The organism is Pseudoalteromonas sp. Scap06 (genome assembly GCF_013394165.1).
Classification (GTDB): domain Bacteria; phylum Pseudomonadota; class Gammaproteobacteria; order Enterobacterales; family Alteromonadaceae; genus Pseudoalteromonas.
On record NZ_CP041330.1, the window covers coordinates 1,474,188 to 1,492,997 of the forward strand.

An 18,810-nucleotide genomic window follows, 5' to 3' on the forward strand; every position below is an offset into this window, starting at 1 on the left:
TACGATGCGCGTCTGAGGGGAATTCGGTCCGCGCAATTATTCCTTGGTTTATTGAGTTAGCTTGATTTTTCGGGTCACAATAAAACACATTAATGAGCCTAATGTAACTAAAACAACGCCTTGCCAGAATACGCTGGTGAGCGATATTGATAAGTAAATAGAGGCAAATAGTGTTGATAACACAGGAATAAAGTAAGACAAGGTGCCTAACAACACTAGGTTACCGCCAATGATCGCTTGGTTCCATAGTGCGTAACCTCCACCAATAACAATACCTGCTAATACTAAGGTCAAGCTAGAATATAGGCTAAACTCAAAGCTGGGTTCATTACTCAGTCCGTAACTTATCCATAAAGAGATTGCCGTGGCTGCAAAAAATACACTAATGGCATTTTTACCCTCGCTAAGTTTAACCGTTACACTGCAATACACAGCCCAAATAAACGCCGCTGCAAACGCCATGGAGTAGGGTAATGGATTGTCACTAATATTAGCGGTTAATACTCCTACAGATAAACCACTATTACCTGCAATGCACCATGCAACGCCTAAAAACGCAATCAGTATGCTCGGGTAGACTAATGCGCTTACTTTAATGCGGTTAACAATAATCGATAATAAAATGGTTAACGCTGGCCAAAGGTAGTTAATAATCGCCATTTCTAACGTTTGCTGGCGACTATTTGCAAAGCCAAGCGATAAAGCCAAACACATTTCGTAAATCACAAATAAGCTGCCACCAAAGACTAAATAGCGCTTTGGATAATTGTTTAGCTTTGGTACACCCATGACAAGCATTAAAAAAATCGCACTGACGCTATAAATCAAAGCAGCACCGCCAATTGGGCTAAATAACTCCGATAAATCACGAACAAAAGCAGTTAAACTGCTCCAAAGTAAAATAGCGAGCACCCCATAGAGGGTGTATTTATGTTTAATTAAAAAAGACATGGAGAGCTACTTAATGAAAAACAAAAGTAACACTTTAATATATATCAAGGGGTAGGGCATTAGTTTTACTAACTTTTAGTCTGATAGGTAGTAGCAGCATGTAGGGTCTTTTTAATCGTGGCGCGAGGTTTGTAACCTCGTGAGCAGTTGATAACTGCTCACGCGTTATTCTACTGGCTTACATCCATGTAAGAATAAGTAAGTCCGAGCAAAGTTTTCGCGTCTTGCTAACGCTCCTTACCTACATTCAGTGGGCAACAAAGAGTAAATCCACCCTAGGGAAGAGCTCGATGGGCAGCGCCTGTTTGGCATTGATGCAGCGTTATTGCCTAAATGCCAAACAGATTACTACAAATCTAACCTTAAAAGACCAACAGACCCTAGTTAAATAATTTAAATAGCATCCACAAATATAGAAGGGTTATTTATTCAATATTTACCTGAATGCTGCTTACTTGATTATCGTAGGTCGCTGAAACAATAAAACTACCAGCGCTATTCGTTTTACTGGTTAATCTATAAACCGCATTCTCTGTACCTGCGCTAATTAATTTTGTAGTTACCAAACTGCTTCCATTAATGCTCCAATCAGCAAATTCAGTTACATTCACACTTGAAGTTTCATCACTGCCATTAGCCGTCAGTGTGAGATTAATTGAACCAAGAGGGGTCATAGTTAATATTGAACTGCCATCATTTATTTGAAGATCATTTAAATCATCAGAACCATCGACTGTTACTGTAATAATTTTCTGCTTGTTGCCACAGCTGCCAATTAATTGAGTTTCACCAGACTTGAGAGCAACAAGCGTTCCTTTGTTTTCGCCTTCATCTGTTATACCAATATAACGGGTTCCTACTTGCGACCAAGTAATAGTGTCATTAATAGTCTTAGCTTCTTGAGCTACCAAAGAGGCAATTGCACTAACTTGAATACGATCGCCAATATTAAGATTGATCTCTTCAGTTGGCTCATCATTAACTAAAATATCGATAGACTCTAAATTTTTAGGATCTGCTTTCACTGTCAGCTTACCAAGAACATTGTCTATTTTAGCTGTAATAGTTGTATCTTCAACATCAGGAGCGGATGTAAACAATAAGCCGTCAGAGTTGATTGTTGCAGTACTGCCGTTATCAACAGCAAAACTTAAACCTCTAATGGTATTTAAAGATGTATATCCATCAGCATAGGTAAGATCGGCTGATAATTGCGCAGGTATACATGTATTAATGTAATCAATGTTAGAAGCGGCTGTTTTTAAGTTAATTTCAGTGACTGAGACATCACTTACTGAAACCTCACCTTCACCTGAGATATCATTGATGGTAGTTCCTGTGATAGATACAGCCCCTTGGTTTGCTGTAGTACTCGAAACCGCATTTACAACACCATTACTATTTACAGTTGCAATAGTCGGATCGTTAGATTCCCAGGTTAACTCACTAGTAATGTCGCGCGTGTCACCATTACTATCTATACCCGTAGCACTTAATTGTAATGTCTCACCTGGCTTTAAGCGTTTTTGATCTCCAACTATCTTAACAGATTCAATAATGGTGCCTTCAGAACGAAGTTTGTCTAACTGTATTGCTTTTGCAAGATCCGTTGTATCACTTTCAGAACCGCAACCCGTAACGCTGATAATAAATAATGTGGTTACAGATAATTTAAAAAAACTGTGTGTATTAATCATATTTCTATTGCTTCCTTTCATACATAACTAAAAGTGATAAACAAAGCCTAAGGTATAACCTATTATTTCAATATCATCACCTTTGAAAAGGGATTGATAACCAAGTCTTATTTGAGTGTTTTCTAAATAAGGAATTTGCTGGTGCATTGCGACTCCCCAAGAAAAACCATCATATTTATAATCACCATTTATTGACGCGGAAGGATTAGACACAACAACTTGATTTTTTGCATAACCCAATGAAACGTCCAGACCAAAGCCATTGACTACATCAGATTGCATAACAAAATAAAGGGCCAAGCTTTTGTCTAAATTAAACTCAGTATTGTAGATATGATCGCTGCTGCTAGATGCTAGGTAATGCGCTTCAAAAGCCATGTTATTGTTACTGATACCAGCACGTATTAACGCACTTTTAGGGGTTGCGTTTTCATTACTTATTTTGATATCACTCATCATGTAGTCAACACCAATATATGGAGTATCAGCAAAACTATTGAATGATGCGGTAAGTAAAAGTAGTGTATAAATTTTTTCCATAAATCTTAACTTATAGTCCATCGGTATTTTGGGTACAAATAGTATTAAATCGCCTTGCATTAATCAAGCTGAGCAGTTTACTTAATATATAATTAGCGGTTAATTATACTTTTTCGAATACATTATAATTATTCAAAATGTTATCAAGATAAGAATTTAATTAGGTGTGTAAGGTATCGAAAGTAGTACCTTACACACTGGTATTTATTCAATACCAATAAAGCCGCCAGTTTGATGTACCCACAGTGCAGCGTAAATGCCGCCTTGGGCAATTAACTCATCGTGACTGCCTTGCTCTACAACACCACCTTCATCAAGCACAATAAGCCTGTCCATTTGTGCAATGGTTGATAATCGGTGTGCAATAGCAATAACCGTTTTGCCTGTCATTAAATCATCTAAGCTTGCTTGAATAGCTGCTTCTACCTCTGAGTCTAAAGCGCTGGTGGCTTCATCAAGTATAAGAATAGGCGCGTTTTTAAGTAACACCCGAGCAATAGCAATCCGCTGGCGTTGCCCGCCCGAGAGGGTTACTCCTCGTTCGCCCACTTGTGCCTCAAAGCCTTTATTGCCTTTGCTGTCTTCTAAATCGTTTATAAAATCGAGCGCTTTGGCTTGTTTGGTCGCATCGAGCATTTCCGCTTCGGTTGCATCAGGTCTGCCGTATAAGATGTTGTCTTTTACTGAGCGGTGCAGTAGTGAGGTGTCTTGGGTGACCATAGCGATATAGCGGCGAAGGCTTTCTTGGCTTACATCAGTTATATTTTGGCCATCAATACTAATACAGCCTTTGGCTGTATCGTAAAAACGTAGCAACAAGTTAACTAATGTGGATTTACCCGCGCCAGAGCGACCCACTAAGCCAATTTTTTCGCCCGGTTTAATATTTAAGTTTAAACCGTTAATTACTGGACCTCGGTTATTTTCATTAGCGGTTTTACCATAATTAAAGTGTACATTGTTAAAGTCGATTGCCCCTTGAGTTACTTTTAAACTATCGGCTTTTGGCTTGTCATCAACCGCAATCGGGTTTGAAAGGGTGCGCATGCCATCGGCTACGGTACCAATGTTTTCAAATAAGCTGCTAATTTCCCACATGATCCATTGGGCCATGCCATTAAGCCTTAACGACAAACTCAATGCTACTGCAATAGCCCCCGCACTAATGGCACTTAACGACCATAAATACAAAGACACCGCTGCCACCGAAAATACCAGTAAATAGTTCAAGCTTTGAATAACCACATTAAGGCTGGTTACCAAACGCATTTGTTTATATACAGGCTGTAAAAATACGTCCATGCTTTGTTTAGCATATTGCTCTTCGCGTTGGGTGTAAGAAAACAGCTTAATGGTTGAAATATTGGTGTAGCTATCAACAATACGGCCGGTCATTTCTGAGCGTGCGTCAGCTTGTGAGCTTGCAATGCTTTTTAACCGTGGTACAAAGTAAATTTGCACGCAAATATATAATGCTAACCACACTAATAACGGCAGCATCAAGCGCCAATCTGAGGCGGCCACTAAAAACACCATTGAGCCAAAATAAACGGCAATGTACATCAATACATCAAGTAACTTAGTCACTGACTCTCGCACAGCCAATGAGGTTTGCAGTACTTTAGTGGCTATTCGCCCGGCAAATTCATTTTGATAAAAGCTAACACTTTGGCGTAATAAATAACGGTGCGCTAGCCAACGAATCGACATCGGATAGTTGCCTAATAAAGCTTGATGTAAAATGGCCGACCTAAAAAATACCACCACAGGCATCACAACTAGGAGCATTAACCCCATTTTTATTAATTCGGATTGTTGCTGCAAAAAAAGTTCTTCAGGGGTGTACTCGCCAAGCCAGTCAACCAGTTGCCCCATGTAACTAAATAAAGACACTTCTAAAATAGCTAATAATGCGGCACTAAGCGACATAAGCACCAACGACAGTTCCATGCCTTTGGTGTAATGGCGGCAAAATGCAAATAAGGTATTAGGAGGCTGAGACGGAGAACGCTCCGGAAACGGTTTAGTCATCCGTTCAAATAATCGATACATATTAGAAGCTTATTAAGTATTTATAGAGATGTCCCATTATACCATTGTAAAATACAAAGGCGCAGTGGGAATGAGATGTTTAAGTGTTATCTTAAGTTGAGTTAACGCTTTAAAGTTTTGTGTGACCGGTTTTATTTTTTACCAGCCAGTAAGATATACCTAAGGCTATTGTTACCAATGCAAGGCCAACAATTTGCTCTGAGGTCACTAATTTTAAATCTAAAACAATAATTTTACGTGCCACAGCCATTAGTGCGGTGGCAATAACCAGTTCAACCGGCAGTGAGCTTGAACCTAAATATAAACGAATGTTAGTAAATATTTCTACTGCTATAAGCACCACCATAAAAGCACCAAAGGTTTGTAGAATGTCTTCAATGTTTAATAAAAAGTAAGGGGGAGAGCTCAATCGCATATATAAAACATATACTACATCAGCAATACTCCAAAAAATAACCAACACCATGAGTACCGCTAATATTTTAATGGCAAAGCGAATCGCATGATGTAAATACTGCATAAGGGGATCAACATGATCCTCAGGTAATTCTTCGTGTTTCTTCATATTTTTACAGCACCTTATTATTTTAAACAGGGTATATAAAATGATAGCTGATTAATCGTGTTTCTCTCCTTAGTATACGTACAAATCAGTATAAGTGATTATTTTTATTAAACTAGCGTACTTATTAGTTGCAAATGAACTAGGCCGAGCAAGCTAGCTAATGTTAACTAAATGTAATTTAACCTGAGGTTTTTAACGTCTATCTCAAATGCATTGCTGTATAACTGCAGAGCTGTCATTTTAAAAACATCAACAATAAGGATTAAACTGCTATGTCAATTTCACCTTTAAAGTTAGTTACTCGGATTATTAAGTATAGTGCGGTTGCATCTGTTTGTAGCGCGTCATTTTATAGTGTGGCGACACAAACCACACAACAAGCATCATTGCATAATATTGCAGGGCAAATTTCAGCGCAGCGTATTGGAGATGATATTCAAACGTTGGTGGATTTTGGGACTCGCCATACTTTATCTGAAACTAAATCGGATACTCGTGGTATTGGCGCGGCAAGGCGTTGGATAAAAAAAGAATTTGAAGCAATTTCTGCACAGTGTGGTGGCTGTTTAGAAATACTAGAAGTAAAGCAAACCATTTCGGGAGAAAAGCGTATTCCTAACCCTGTAGAAGTGGTTAATATAATTGCGATTCAGCGCGGTAATACCGATCCTAACCGTATGGTGATGATGTCGGGAGATATAGACTCGCGGGTTAGTGATGTTATGGACTTTACTAGCGATTCACCGGGGGCAAACGATAATGCATCAGGGGTGGCCGGTGTTATTGAAGCTGCACGGGTGTTATCGCAATATACGTTTAATGGCTCAGTGGTATACGCCGCACTCTCAGGTGAAGAGCAAGGTTTATTTGGTGGTAAAATTTTAACTGCTTACGCACAAAAAAATAACTGGCAGGTTCATGGTGTTTTAAATAACGACATGATTGGCAATATTACCGGCATTAATGGCGTAACCGATAACACAACTGCACGCATTTTTTCTGAAGGCACGCGCGTCGTTGAAACTAAAGAACAAGCCCGCACTCGTCGTTTTACCGGCGGCGAAGTTGACTCAGCGAGCCGTAATTTAGCACGTTACATAGACACCATTGCTGATAAATACATTGAAAACTTAGATACCATGCTGGTATATAGGCTCGACCGCTTTGCCCGAGGCGGGCATCACCGTCCGTTTAATGATGCGGGCTTTGCGGCTGTGCGTATTATGGAAACCAACGAGCATTATGACCGCCAACATCAAGACCTGCGCACAGAAAATGGGGTTGTGTACGGTGATACCATTGATGGGGTCGATTTTGATTACGCCGCAAAGCTAACTTCATTAAATGCGGTTAGTCTTGCGTCAATGGCATGGGCTCCTGCGCCTCCAAAAGAAGTGAGAATTAGTGGTGCTGTACGCGCCAGTACCACTCTTACTTGGCAGCCAACAGAAGATGAAAATGTAGCGGGCTACCGTATATACTGGCGCTACACCAGTGAGCCACAATGGCAATATAGCCAATGGGTTGATAATGTCAGTGAATTTACACTAAAAAATGTGGTTATTGATAACTACTATTTTGGGGTGGCTAGCGTGAATCAACAGGGTATTGAGTCGCCAGTGGTATTCCCAGGTGCTGTAGGCTCGTTTGATCACAATATAAAGTAAGTGTGCTTTGCTTGAAAATTCAGCAAACAGCTGCGAATAAGGTGTTAAGCACGCTATTTATGCTTGCGCCTTATTTGTTATGCCCTTAAAGTGTAAACAAAGAAGTAAAAAGGTTATTAAAATGCAGCAACAAGAACAACAACCATTAACACCAAAGCAGCAAGCTGAACTTCAGCAACAAGAAATTAAATGGCAGCGCGAGTGTTTTCAAAATGCACAACAACATTTAGCTGAAAAAGGCATTATGCCTAAAACCTTGCTTGAAAAAGAAAGTCGTTTTTTAGCGCCTTTATGTGCGCTTTGGAAATTTAAAGCGCAAAACGGTAAGAGTTACTGGGTGATCACAGGTCGTTTACCAACCGATCACGCTGAAGCGTCTGCAGCAAAAGATGCACGTGATGCCATGCGTTATTTTTCATTGCAGTGGCAGTTAAAGGCCGACCAAATTATTACAGCGGGTCCGCGTGATAAAACCCAAGCCGACTTTGCAAACTTACTTATAAATCGTGCTCACGGCTTATATGAAATGCATGAAAATGAGCAGCTTTGGGCAAAAGAACCAGCTTAAAAATAAACGTAATTACCCTTTAAAAAAACCTAACTTAGGTAACTAAGTTAGGTTTTTTCAGCTATTGCCTTGCAAGAAGCTTAATACGCGCTATCTACTCGCACTGTGTTATTGGTTAAGTAGATTAGGCGAACATTATCCCCTTGATGAAAACGCATAGCGGGATCGCTGTCTTGTACCACCATAAATTGCTCACCACTTTCTACTTGTATCAGTAATTCAACGAGCTGTGTGTTTTCATAGCGCTGTGTTTGCTGCTGATTATGAGCAACGTTACCACCAATCACCGATCCTAAAATAGTCGCTACAGTACGACCACTGCCGCCGCCAAACTGGTTACCAATAACGCCGCCTATTAAGGCACCGCCAAAGGTTTTCCAGCCGTTACTTTTGTCTTGTACTAATTGTTGCTCAGTAATAGTGCGCACCGACTTTACTTTACCAAATAGTACTTGCTGTACAGGAACGGCTTTATTTCGTTCGTACTTGGCAAACGTTGGGGCACTTACTACTAATAAAGCGCATAAAATTAAGCTAAGCGTTTTCATAATTCGCTCCTGTTATTACCAACCAAACGTTGATTTTTCACGCGTTTTACGAATTTCAGTTTCGTCAGCCCATTCAATAAGGCCGCTTTGCATATCCATTAAACGTATTGTAAATTTGTAGTACACATCGGCTTTATCTGCATTAGATTTAACAATGCTTGATAGGTTACCGTACAGCATATATTGCGCACCAATTTGCTTACCAAAAGCCACCGCAGTACTTGGGTTGACTAAGGCGTCTTCGTTTTGAAATGTAATTTGCTCACGAACCGCCTCTACACGGGTCATATCAACAAATCTAAATTTGCCGCTACGCAGTAATTGTGTAGAGATTGAGTCGGTGATTGATTCTGTATCTATGTGTTCACTAGTTTTATTTTTAATACGCTCTACAAATACCACAGGGCGTGTATTGGCGGTCATAGTACCAACTACAGGCGAACTAAGCAGAGAGTCGGTCATTTGCGAGGCAACTTTTTGTAAGTCAGTAGAGCCAAAGTTTATATCTGTGGTTTCTACGGCTTGGGCATCACCATAGCTGACAACTGCTTTATTGGCACAGCCTGCAAGTGTCAGTGCCGCTAAGCCTAAAATTGCATAACTAGACAGTGATTTAAATTGTTTATTGATCATCATGATTTCCTTTAATCTTTAAATTCTTGTGCGTCGGTTGATACTTCTCTTACCGCTAATGAGAAGGTAACGGCATTAGAGCTAGGCGCTAGTCCTGCAAGCTGAGTTTTAGCAAAGCCAAATAATGTAAGGGCTTGCCACGGTGAGTGATTGCCTTTAATAACAAAGCCATCTTTATCAAACCAGTTAAATTGATACTGTAAGTATTGCGACTTTTTATAGGTACTCGCTAAAGTAACTACCACGTCGGTAAGGTTATTTGTTTGACGCGTTTTTACATCACTTATTAAAAGCTTTTTAGCTAATTGTGGATTATTAACATTGAGCTGCTCTTTATAAGCGCTGGCAGTTTGCTCAACCCCAATACCTGAGGTTACAGGTCGGCTGCTACACGCGCTAAGCATAAACAGCGCAATAACGGGAAGTATGTATTTCATGATGGCTCCTAAAGTTGCACTACATGGGAGTTAAAATAGTTATTGACAGAGGTTAGGTATATTAACGTTAACCCTTGCTTACTAACGGTAAAATTTATTGGCGGTTGCGAGCCAACGTTTAAAGTATGTTCTCCTGCTTTTACTGCACTGCGGGCAAGGCTGATCTGATTAGGCAGGGTAAGCCAACTACGCGTATCTGCTTGCTCAGATGCAAGATTATACAAATTAGCCAAAATGTTCCCTACATCACCGGCACTGCGCGCAAGCTCTGCACGCATTTTTTCTTTAGCGACAAGGCGTAAAATTTGTCTTGAAACACGCCCAGCTACTTGCTGCTCTAAGGTTTTAGCAGCCAGTGCTTCTAAATGTACTAACGGGCTTAATGCTAATACTTGGTTATTAACTTTTATATTATTCACGGCACTGCTGTAGGCATTATTTATATAAACAGGCATTGCTAGGCTATAAAAGCGGGCATCCCCCTGCGAAGTATAAATAGGCAATCGCAATTTAAACTCGTGCTGTTTTGGTATAAGACCTTGTTCAAATAATATAACTACTTCGCCTTGATTTTTATCTATGGTGTTTACTTCACCAAACTGTCGTTTAAATTGTTTGTAGTCATCCGCAAAGCCTTGCTGCTTAGCAAGGCGCAATATATCTTGCTGTAAATACGGATTGCTAGGTTGTATTTCGAGCGCTTTTTTATAGTCTATGTAGGCATCATCGCCTTGCTTTGCCGTTTCATACAGCAGCCCTGATAGGTAAAACGTATACGCATTTTGAAAGCCATTTTTTACCGAGCGAGTTAAATTATCCATGCCTGGGTAGTGTTGTTGTGCTTGAGCAACGGCATTATCAAACTCGCTTTGATTATCGAGTAGTGCATCAACTTGTACTTTATTGGCACGGCGTATTTCAACTAATGCGCTCTCAATATCGCGCTTATAAACATAATTAAGTGCTTTGTAGCTATGCAACATACTCATTTCGTAAGCAGGTGGGATATAACCTATCGCTGAGTCGTTAGTTAACAGCGCATTACTTTGCTCAAGCCCTGCACTTACTTGTATTTTGGCTGCTTGGCGCTTAGCTTGCATCTGTTGGTAGACAGTTTCAAAATATGTTTGCGCACTGTCTGGATTATTAGCTAAATCAGCAATACGCCCTTGCTCTAATTGGTTCAGTAAATAATTACTGTGGGCTTTACTGTTGGTTTTTATAAGGGTGCGTGCATTTTCAATATTATTATTGCTAATAGCTTGCCTAACAGGGGTGGTGTTTGTGGCATAATCATTAAACAAGTCGTTAAAGCCAATAGTGCTGCAACCACTTACAATAAAGCAAAAACTGAAAATTAAAATGTGACGCACACGCACTCCTTTTATCTATTTTATAAGGTTAACACATGGCTTATAAATGTAGGTGTGAAAGATTGTAAAAAAGCGTAGTGTATAAACATTAAAGCTTTATCATTAAAAAATAACCATATTAACGTTTACAACAATGGACGCTAATTTAACCTGTACATAAAAACGGTACATATTTATCAATACGTTAGGAATTTATTTGAAAGCCACTCTGTTTACTATTATCGCGTTAGTTGCCTTTGCTGCCAATTCGTTATTGTGTCGCTTAGCATTAGCTCAAGGTTATATTGATGCGTGGAATTTCACTGTTATACGGCTTCTCAGCGGGGCAGTGTGTTTGACCATTATTATGCTGCTCTATACAAAGCAGTTAAATAAAAATGCACAATTAAGTGGTTCTGTTATTAACGATACCGGAAGCTGGCGAAGCAGTGTGAGCTTGCTGATATACGCGCTGTGTTTTTCTATAGCTTATATAGAGTTAGATACCGGTATGGGCGCGCTTATTTTATTCTCCGCGGTGCAATTTACCATGATCGGCTGGGGCATCTATAAGCAAGAGCGCTTAATCGCTGTGCAATGGCTTGCATTTATTGTGGCGTTTGCGGCTTTTGTTTACTTAATGCTGCCTTCGCAAACAGCGCCACCGGTAATGGCGGCAGTATTAATGAGCATAAGTGGCGTGGCATGGGGAATATACAGTATTCGTGGCAAGGCGTGTGTGTCACCACTTAGGGCCACCACTTATAACTTTATTCGCAGCTTATTAGTGCTACCTATTTTAATTGTGGTGGGTATGAGCCAGCTTAAGAATGTACGCATGGAAGGGGTGTTACTTGCCATTGGCTCAGGTGCGATAGCATCTGGTGTTGGTTACAGTATTTGGTATGTGGCTATGCCATTATTAAAAAGCACGCATGCAGCTATAGTGCAGTTATGCGTGCCCGTTTTGGCAGCTATTGCAGGAGCGGTGTTTTTATCAGAAACCTTAACTGTGCAATTTATGCTCCCGAGCAGTATTATTTTACTAGCGGTATTGGTTTTTACGTTAAATAAAAAAACTAATAACACTGCTTAGCTGGTGGACTCACATTGAGCACAAAGCGTTCATACAAAGCAGGTAAGTGGGTTAAAATAGCGTCTTTACCTAATAAATCACTCTCTTTAATGCAGTTGTGTAATACCTCAACTGACAGGTGCCTCATAAGCTGCTCTGACTGCGAAATATGGCTAATATGCCAAAGTTCTGGGGCAACACCGCCTAAATCGTGCTGATAAGGCCGATAAAATCCAAATTCTGCCAGGTGGGTGTCTAGCCATTGACTCAGTTCGGCAAAAGGTCCGCCATGCTGATATTCATCGGGGGTTAGTTGCAACTCATAATCGTCACTCACTGCGCCTTTATCAAAAATATCTAAGTCAGTGCCTAAATGATGGCGACTTGCCCCTGGCAGTGCAGAGTACAGCATTATGGCGGTACATTTTTCAATATCACTCAGTGAATTTAGTTCAACGGCTTGTTGCGCTTTATTTAACACCACGCGCTTATTTGAAAATTTAGCATTCCAAATAGCTGATTGACGATTAAAATCTCGAAAACTTGATGCAATACATAAATCAAAGCCAGCGGATGCGGCCGCTGATTGCAGTGCAACAAAGTCGTTGACAATATTGGCATGCAAATAATGGTTTTGTATGGCGACTAGGTGTGCATCACTTTGTCCGGTGATGCATTGTATGAGTTCTTTATTTGCAGTCATTAAGTTAACAGTTGTTCTAATATTTGCTCGTAAATATCTGCCAGCGCGATCAGGTCATCTGTGCTAACACACTCATCAACTTTATGAATTGTGGCGTTACGTGGCCCCAGCTCGATTACTTTAGCGCCGGTTTGAGCAATAAAGCGGCCATCTGATGTCCCACCTGTTGTTTCTAAATTAGTGGTTAAGCCAGTTACTGATTTAATGGCAGCGACGGTAGCATCAACTAACGGACCGTGATCGGTTAAAAACGGTAGGCCATTTACAATCCAATTTAGTTCGTAATTCAAATTATGTTTTTGTAAAATCGCGTTCACTTCTTGTTGCAGCTGCTGATGAGTAACTTCGGTGCTAAACCTAAAGTTAAATTGTACTTCAAGCTCACCGGGGATCACATTACCAGCACCTGTGCCACCATTAATGTTAGAGATTTGAAAGCTGGTGGCTGGGAAAAAGTCGTTACCCATATCCCAGACAGTTTGGCTTAATTCGGTTAAAGCTGGTGTGGCTAAATGAATTGGGTTTTGCGCTAAATGCGGGTAAGCCACATGACCTTGCACGCCTTTAATAGTTAAAAAACCAGTTAAAGAACCACGACGACCATTTTTAACCACATCACCGAGTACATCGCGCGATGAAGGCTCACCAACAAGACACATATCAATTTTTTCACCGCGCTCTTCTAAAGTATCTATTACGCGGGTAGTGCCGTTAATAAACGGGCCTTCCTCATCTGAGGTAATTAAAAACGAGATAGAACCTTTATGATCAGGGTGCTTAGATACAAAACGCTCTGTGGCTACAACCATAGCTGCCAGTGAGCCTTTCATGTCGGCAGCGCCACGACCATGTAATAAACCGTCTTCAATTAGGCCCGCAAAAGGCGGGTGCTGCCAGTTTTTTTCAGGTCCAGTGGGCACCACATCAGTATGACCGGCAAAACAAAAATGGGGCGATTGCGTACCTTTACGTGCCCATGTGTTTAGGGTATCGGTAAAAAATAGCGATTCAATATCAAAGCCAATAGCGCTTAGACGTTCATTCATCATATGTTGGCACCCAGCATCTTCAGGTGTAACCGACTCTCGCTGAATTAAGGCTTGGGCTAGGGTAATTACTGGATGGGTCATTATTTAAAAATCTCATCGTATTGGGCTGCTTTAAAGCCTAAGTGGTACTGCCCGTTATTAACAAGTACAGGGCGTTTGATCATTGCAGGTTGTTCAACCAATATATCGATAGCAGTTTGCTTAGTTAAGTTTTGCTTTTGCTCATCCGAAAGCGCTCTGTAGGTTGTGCCACGTTTATTAACAAGTTGTTCCCAGTCAATATGCTCTGCAAAATCGCTAACCATATTATGATTAACGCCATCTTTACGATAGTCATGGAAAGTGAATGCGATGTCATTATCGCTTAGGTATTTTTTTGCTTTTTTAATAGTGTCGCAGTTGCTAATGCCATAGAGAGTGATCATAAACCTACTTCTTTTTGATAATAGTTAATAAGGTATCTACACCAGCATTGACCTGCGGGTGAGAATAATGAAAAGTGCCTAAGTCGTGGCCATTGAGTATGATAAGGCTAGCTAAAATAGGCGCATCGAGTTCACGCAAATCAAAGTAAGCTAGGCGCTGTCCTTTGGTTATTTTGCTGCCATTAAGCTGAGCAATATGAGTATGCGTGAGAGTTTGAGAATCAGGCACAGCTAAGTTTATTAATACTTTTAAGCCATTTTTAGCTTTTAGAATAAATTCGCACCCGCCGCTTTTAACTTGCAATAAAGTACCATTAAATGGCGCTAACACTTTATGGCTAGTTAAGCTGACAATAATCCCTGGTCCTAAAGTTCCAAAGCGGAAAAAAGCTTCAGGATGCGCGTCCATTTGCATAATTTTGCCACTGAACGGACTGGTTATTTGTATTGCGCTTCGGCAAATTTTATTTTTAGTTAAATAGCTAACGTCTTCAGATTTCATTATTAATTAAGTTACCACGTTGTAGCCATCGGCTTTAAGAGCAGCCATTGCTTTGTTGACGGTTTGCTTTTTTACTAAAATATAGTCGGTGTCATAGGTTGAAATTGAAAAAATTGACACGCCAGCTCTTGCTAATACTCCTGAAATATTTGCCATAATACCGGTTAACGAAAACCCTAATGGGCCAATTACTTCTAATGCTTGCCAATTCGATTCTGTATCTTGGCTATCAATTATAAAGTCATCAGGGCAAACGACCGAGAGTTCATCGTGCGTTTTTGAAATAAAAAATAATGGTTGCTTTAACAGGGCAGGAGGGATGTCGGCATCAAGCGCTAAACTATGAATTGATAAAACAGTGCTGTGTAATTGTAGTGTTTGTTTTGACATAAAACCCATCCCTAGCAGCAAGATAATAGCTTTATAGTATAGAGTATTGAATCTAAGTTAAAGGCCCAAACTGAGCCGTTGTTAAAGTTTTTATTAATTAAAAAATAATTGTCCACAATTTCTGTGGATAAGCTTGGGGGTTGTAAGGTATAAATAGCCTAACCTATTAATAATTAATTAAAAATTGGCTAGGCTATAAAAGGGGCATGTTAGTTAAAGGGGTTAATTAAGTGCCTCAGCTTGCGCTGCTTGAATGGCAGTTAAAGCAATGGTATACACTATGTCGTCAACTAATGCGCCACGGCTTAAGTCGTTAACTGGTTTACGCATCCCTTGCAGCATCGGACCTATACTGATCAAATCAGCGCTTCGTTGTACCGCTTTATAGGTGGTGTTGCCAGTATTTAAATCAGGGAATATAAACACCGTTGCTTTACCTGCAACAGGGCTGTTAGGTGCCTTTTTAATCGCTACACTTTCCATAATTGCCGCATCATACTGTAGTGGTCCATCTATAATTAGATCTGGGCGCTTTTGCTGGGCCAGTTTAGTTGCCGCTCGCACTTTTTCTACATCAGCCCCACTGCCTGAATCACCAGTACTGTAACTTATCATGGCTACGCGAGGTTCAATACCAAATGCTGCTGCTGAGTCGGCAGATTGAATTGCAATGTCGGCTAGTTGTTCGGCATTAGGATCGGGATTAATAGCGCAATCACCATAAACTAGAACCTGATCCGGTAATAGCATAAAGAACACAGATGACACTAATGATGAACCTGGCGCGGTTTTGATTAACTGTAGCGGTGGGCGAATGGTATTGGCAGTGGTGTTTACCGCACCCGATACCAGACCATCGACTTTACCTTGCTCTAGCATCATGGTGCCAAGTACGACGTGATCTTGTAGTTGCTCTTGGGCGACTACTTCGGTAAGACCTTTATTCTTACGGATTTCCACCATAGGTGCTACGTAGTCATTTATGATACTGCTTGGCTCAATTACAGTTACATGCTCGTTAAGCTCAATGCCTTGCTGCTCGGCTATACGCAATATTTCATCACGATCACCTAATAAAATTGTTTTAGCAATGCCACGCTGGCCACAAATAGCGGCTGCTTTAATGGTTCTAGGTTCGTTACCTTCAGGCAATACAATTGTTTTTTCGGCTTTACGAGCTTTTTCAGTCAATAAATACCTAAAGGCAGGAGGGGATAGTTTTCGGGTTTTCCCCACACTTTTAGCTAAGGTATCTAACCAATCAGAATCTATATACTCTGCGTTATGATCTTTTACCTTTTCAATGCGCTGTTCATCATCGCTTGGCACTTCTAGGTTAAAGTTATGCAGTAATAACGAGGTGCGCCAAGTGTCGCCTTCGGTTGCTAAAATAGGCAGCCCTGTTTGCATGGCTTGTTCGCACAGCGCCATGATGCGCGGCTCAGGCTCAAAGCCACCGGTGAGCAAAATAGCGCCTAGTTTAGTACCGTTCATAGCAGACAAGCAGGCTGCAACCAATATATCTGAACGATCGCCTGGGGTGACCAATAACGCACCTGGGGTAAAATAATTTAGAATATTTGATACTGTACGGGCACAAAAAGTAATGCGTCTTAGTCGACGATGCACCATGTCGCCTTCATTAATAATAGTGGCTTTTAGATAAGCACTTAAATCTTTAACGCGTGGCGCTACCAGCTCAAAATCCCACGGAATGGCACCAAGTAACATAAAAGGGTTTTTTCTAAAAATTGGTAAAGAAGCCAGGCGGTTAAGCTCGTTATCAAGCGCTTCTGGCTTGTAAGTATCGACTAAATCAGCGCGAGCACGGCCTTCTTCATCTAGAGGGGCATTTACTTTATTGAAAATACAACCCAGCACACGAGGGTGATCTATGCCACCGTAATTTCCAGCAGCAATTTCAAGGCGATCTTCAATTTGGGTAATACTGTAATTCCCAGGGGTAAGCACAAATACAATATCGGCCCCTAAGGTTTGTGCAATTTCACGGTTTATGCGTCCTGCATAAGGTTGGCGACGAGTTGGCACCATTCCTTCGATTATGGCCACTTCGTCATCGTTTATCTTACTTTGAAAACGCTCAACAATTTCTTCTAATAAGTCATCACCTTTACCATCACCAATCATTTGCTCTGCGTAATCGAGTGCAAATGGTGTTGGCGGCTTAATCGGTGATCCTTGAGTAACAATTTGGGTCGATTTTTCAGGGCCAGTTTCACCTGCACGCGGCTGGGCGATAGGTTTGAAAAAGTTAACCTTAACCGTCTTTTGTTCCAGCGCTCTTACTAAACCAACTGATACTGAGGTTAAACCTACCCCTGTAGAGATAGGTACCAACATAATACGACGAGCCATATTATAACTCCTTGGTGATGTTTGCGGCGTCGAGTGCAATAACCCATTCTTCGTTGGTAGGCATAACCACCGCTTTGCTTGTTGAATTAGCAGCGCTGATTAATCCAGCTTGGCCAAACCGTGCATCAAGGTTTGCTTGAGGGTCTAAATTGATACCCAAAAATGCTAACTGTGTAAGTACTTTTTCGCGAATAATATCGGAATTCTCGCCAATCCCACCGGTAAAAATAAGCGCATCTAATTTTTGCAGCGGTACCATGTAGGCGGCTATTTGTTTTGCTAAGCGGTAGCAAAACATATTAAGTGCCAGCATGGCTTGCGAGTTGCCAGCAATAGCAGCCTCTTCAATAGTACGGCAATCGTTTGATAACTCGCTTATTCCTAATAGGCCACTCTTTTGATTTAGCAGGTCATCAATTTGCTGCGCAGTGTAATCAAGCTGCGTAGTTAAAAAGTTAAATAACCCTGGGTCAATGTCACCACAACGGGTACCCATTACAAGTCCTTCAAGCGGGGTTAAGCCCATGCTGGTATCGACACTTTTACCGTTTTTGATTGCACACACCGAGCAGCCATTGCCTAAGTGGGCGCTAATAAAGTTACTTTCTTCAACAGGTAAAGCCAGCATTTTAGCGGTTTGACCTGCTACATAAAAATGGCTAGTGCCATGAAACCCATAGCGTCTAACCCCAAAGTCCTTATAAAGTTGATAAGGAAGGGCATATAGATAAGCAACCTCATCCATAGTTTGATGAAATGCGGTATCAAACACGGCTATTTGTGGTAAATCTTTAAATGATGCTTGTGCTGATGAGATGCCCAGTAAATTAGCGTGACCATGTAAAGGGGCTAGTGTGGCTGCTTGGGTAATACCTGCAATGACGTTATCGTCAATTAAAACTGATTGAGTAAAGTGCTCGCCACCATGTACTACGCGATGGCCCACAGCTACTAATTGATCGTCTAAATTGTGATCTTTTATTAAATCAACCAGCGTATCAATTGCTTGGGCATGTGCTTGGTTAGCAGCAAGCTTAATAGTGGTTTTTTCTCCCTGAAACTTATATTTAATTGAGGGAGCATTATCACCTAGGCGCTCAGCTAAACCTGATATAATGTCGTTTCCTGTGTTTGCATCAATAATTGCAAACTTTAGACTTGAGCTTCCACAATTGAGTACCAAAACATGGTTCGGATTATTTGGGAGTGTTGGCATAGATTCATTTTCCATTTAAGTATTAATCAGTACACTTGGTTGATGTATAAGCCTTTGTGGCTTA

General features: G+C 40.8%; 19 protein-coding genes. 3 read left to right on the forward strand and 16 right to left on the reverse strand.

The window, feature by feature from the left end:
• Window positions 1–48: 48 nt before the first annotated feature.
• The 5 genes from yddG to FLM47_RS06760 form a co-directional block, all read right to left on the reverse strand.
• Window positions 49–951, reverse strand: coding sequence for an aromatic amino acid DMT transporter YddG (yddG, locus tag FLM47_RS06740; RefSeq protein WP_178955896.1), 903 nt, complete (start codon window positions 949–951; stop codon window positions 49–51).
• Window positions 952–1,376: 425 nt separating this feature from the next.
• Entirely contained in the window at window positions 1,377–2,648 is a 1,272-nt protein-coding gene (locus FLM47_RS06745; protein ID WP_178955898.1) for an Ig-like domain-containing protein, read from the reverse strand.
• A gap of 27 nt (window positions 2,649–2,675) precedes the next feature.
• On the reverse strand, window positions 2,676–3,248 hold the full coding sequence (locus tag FLM47_RS06750) for a hypothetical protein (protein ID WP_178955900.1): 573 nt from the start codon (window positions 3,246–3,248) through the stop codon (window positions 2,676–2,678).
• A 144-nt stretch (window positions 3,249–3,392) separates the two neighbouring features.
• Entirely contained in the window at window positions 3,393–5,240 is a 1,848-nt protein-coding gene (locus FLM47_RS06755) for an ABC transporter ATP-binding protein (protein WP_178955902.1), read from the reverse strand.
• 109 nt (window positions 5,241–5,349) lie between these two features.
• Window positions 5,350–5,805: a phosphate-starvation-inducible PsiE family protein gene (locus FLM47_RS06760; protein WP_138604889.1), complete on the reverse strand. Its 456-nt coding sequence runs from the start codon at window positions 5,803–5,805 to the stop codon at window positions 5,350–5,352.
• 272 nt (window positions 5,806–6,077) lie between these two features.
• Between FLM47_RS06760 and FLM47_RS06765 the strand changes: the two genes are divergently transcribed.
• Complete coding sequence (locus tag FLM47_RS06765; protein WP_178955904.1) at window positions 6,078–7,472, forward strand: M28 family peptidase; 1,395 nt, start codon at window positions 6,078–6,080, stop codon at window positions 7,470–7,472.
• 121 nt (window positions 7,473–7,593) lie between these two features.
• Entirely contained in the window at window positions 7,594–8,040 is a 447-nt protein-coding gene (locus tag FLM47_RS06770) for a DUF4826 family protein (RefSeq protein ID WP_178955906.1), read from the forward strand.
• An 80-nt stretch (window positions 8,041–8,120) separates the two neighbouring features.
• On the opposite strand, the gene FLM47_RS06775 is transcribed toward FLM47_RS06770, so the two are convergent.
• From FLM47_RS06775 to FLM47_RS06790, 4 genes are read right to left on the reverse strand one after another with little or no spacing between them, the layout of a single operon-like run.
• On the reverse strand, window positions 8,121–8,588 hold the full coding sequence (locus tag FLM47_RS06775; RefSeq protein ID WP_138604886.1) for a glycine zipper 2TM domain-containing protein: 468 nt from the start codon (window positions 8,586–8,588) through the stop codon (window positions 8,121–8,123).
• 15 nt (window positions 8,589–8,603) lie between these two features.
• Window positions 8,604–9,224 carry a penicillin-binding protein activator LpoB gene (gene lpoB / locus FLM47_RS06780; protein ID WP_178955908.1) on the reverse strand — a complete coding sequence of 207 codons (621 nt, stop codon included), beginning with the start codon at window positions 9,222–9,224 and terminating at the stop codon, window positions 8,604–8,606.
• Between the two features lie 8 nt (window positions 9,225–9,232).
• The gene (locus FLM47_RS06785; RefSeq protein ID WP_178955910.1) at window positions 9,233–9,658 is read right to left on the reverse strand and encodes a YcfL family protein; all 426 of its coding nucleotides are present in this window, start codon (window positions 9,656–9,658) and stop codon (window positions 9,233–9,235) included.
• An 8-nt stretch (window positions 9,659–9,666) separates the two neighbouring features.
• Complete coding sequence (locus tag FLM47_RS06790) at window positions 9,667–11,031, reverse strand: COG3014 family protein (protein WP_178955912.1); 1,365 nt, start codon at window positions 11,029–11,031, stop codon at window positions 9,667–9,669.
• Window positions 11,032–11,227: 196 nt separating this feature from the next.
• On the opposite strand from FLM47_RS06790, the gene FLM47_RS06795 reads away from it, so the two are divergent.
• Window positions 11,228–12,106: a DMT family transporter gene (locus FLM47_RS06795; protein WP_178955914.1), complete on the forward strand. Its 879-nt coding sequence runs from the start codon at window positions 11,228–11,230 to the stop codon at window positions 12,104–12,106.
• Here FLM47_RS06795 and FLM47_RS06800 read toward each other — a convergent pair.
• The 7 genes from FLM47_RS06800 to FLM47_RS06830 form a co-directional block, all read right to left on the reverse strand.
• Entirely contained in the window at window positions 12,090–12,788 is a 699-nt protein-coding gene (locus tag FLM47_RS06800; RefSeq protein WP_178955916.1) for a M15 family metallopeptidase, read from the reverse strand. The two genes, FLM47_RS06795 and FLM47_RS06800, sit on opposite strands and share 17 nt — an antisense overlap.
• Entirely contained in the window at window positions 12,788–13,918 is a 1,131-nt protein-coding gene (gene dapE, locus FLM47_RS06805) for a succinyl-diaminopimelate desuccinylase (RefSeq protein WP_178955917.1), read from the reverse strand. The genes FLM47_RS06800 and dapE overlap by 1 nt, the downstream gene beginning before the upstream one ends.
• Window positions 13,918–14,262, reverse strand: a complete 345-nt coding sequence (locus tag FLM47_RS06810) for an ArsC family reductase (protein ID WP_178955919.1) — start codon at window positions 14,260–14,262, stop codon at window positions 13,918–13,920. Before FLM47_RS06810 ends, dapE begins: the two co-directional genes overlap by 1 nt.
• Before the next feature lie 4 nt (window positions 14,263–14,266).
• A complete protein-coding gene (locus FLM47_RS06815) occupies window positions 14,267–14,764 on the reverse strand; it encodes a PTS glucose transporter subunit IIA (RefSeq protein ID WP_178955921.1) in 498 nt (165 codons plus the stop codon).
• 6 nt (window positions 14,765–14,770) lie between these two features.
• The gene (locus tag FLM47_RS06820; RefSeq protein WP_171039579.1) at window positions 14,771–15,154 is read right to left on the reverse strand and encodes an ACT domain-containing protein; all 384 of its coding nucleotides are present in this window, start codon (window positions 15,152–15,154) and stop codon (window positions 14,771–14,773) included.
• 222 nt (window positions 15,155–15,376) lie between these two features.
• Entirely contained in the window at window positions 15,377–17,530 is a 2,154-nt protein-coding gene (pta, locus tag FLM47_RS06825) for a phosphate acetyltransferase (RefSeq protein WP_054200797.1), read from the reverse strand.
• Between the two features lies 1 nt (window position 17,531).
• Complete coding sequence (locus tag FLM47_RS06830; protein WP_178955923.1) at window positions 17,532–18,746, reverse strand: acetate kinase; 1,215 nt, start codon at window positions 18,744–18,746, stop codon at window positions 17,532–17,534.
• Window positions 18,747–18,810 lie beyond the last annotated feature (64 nt).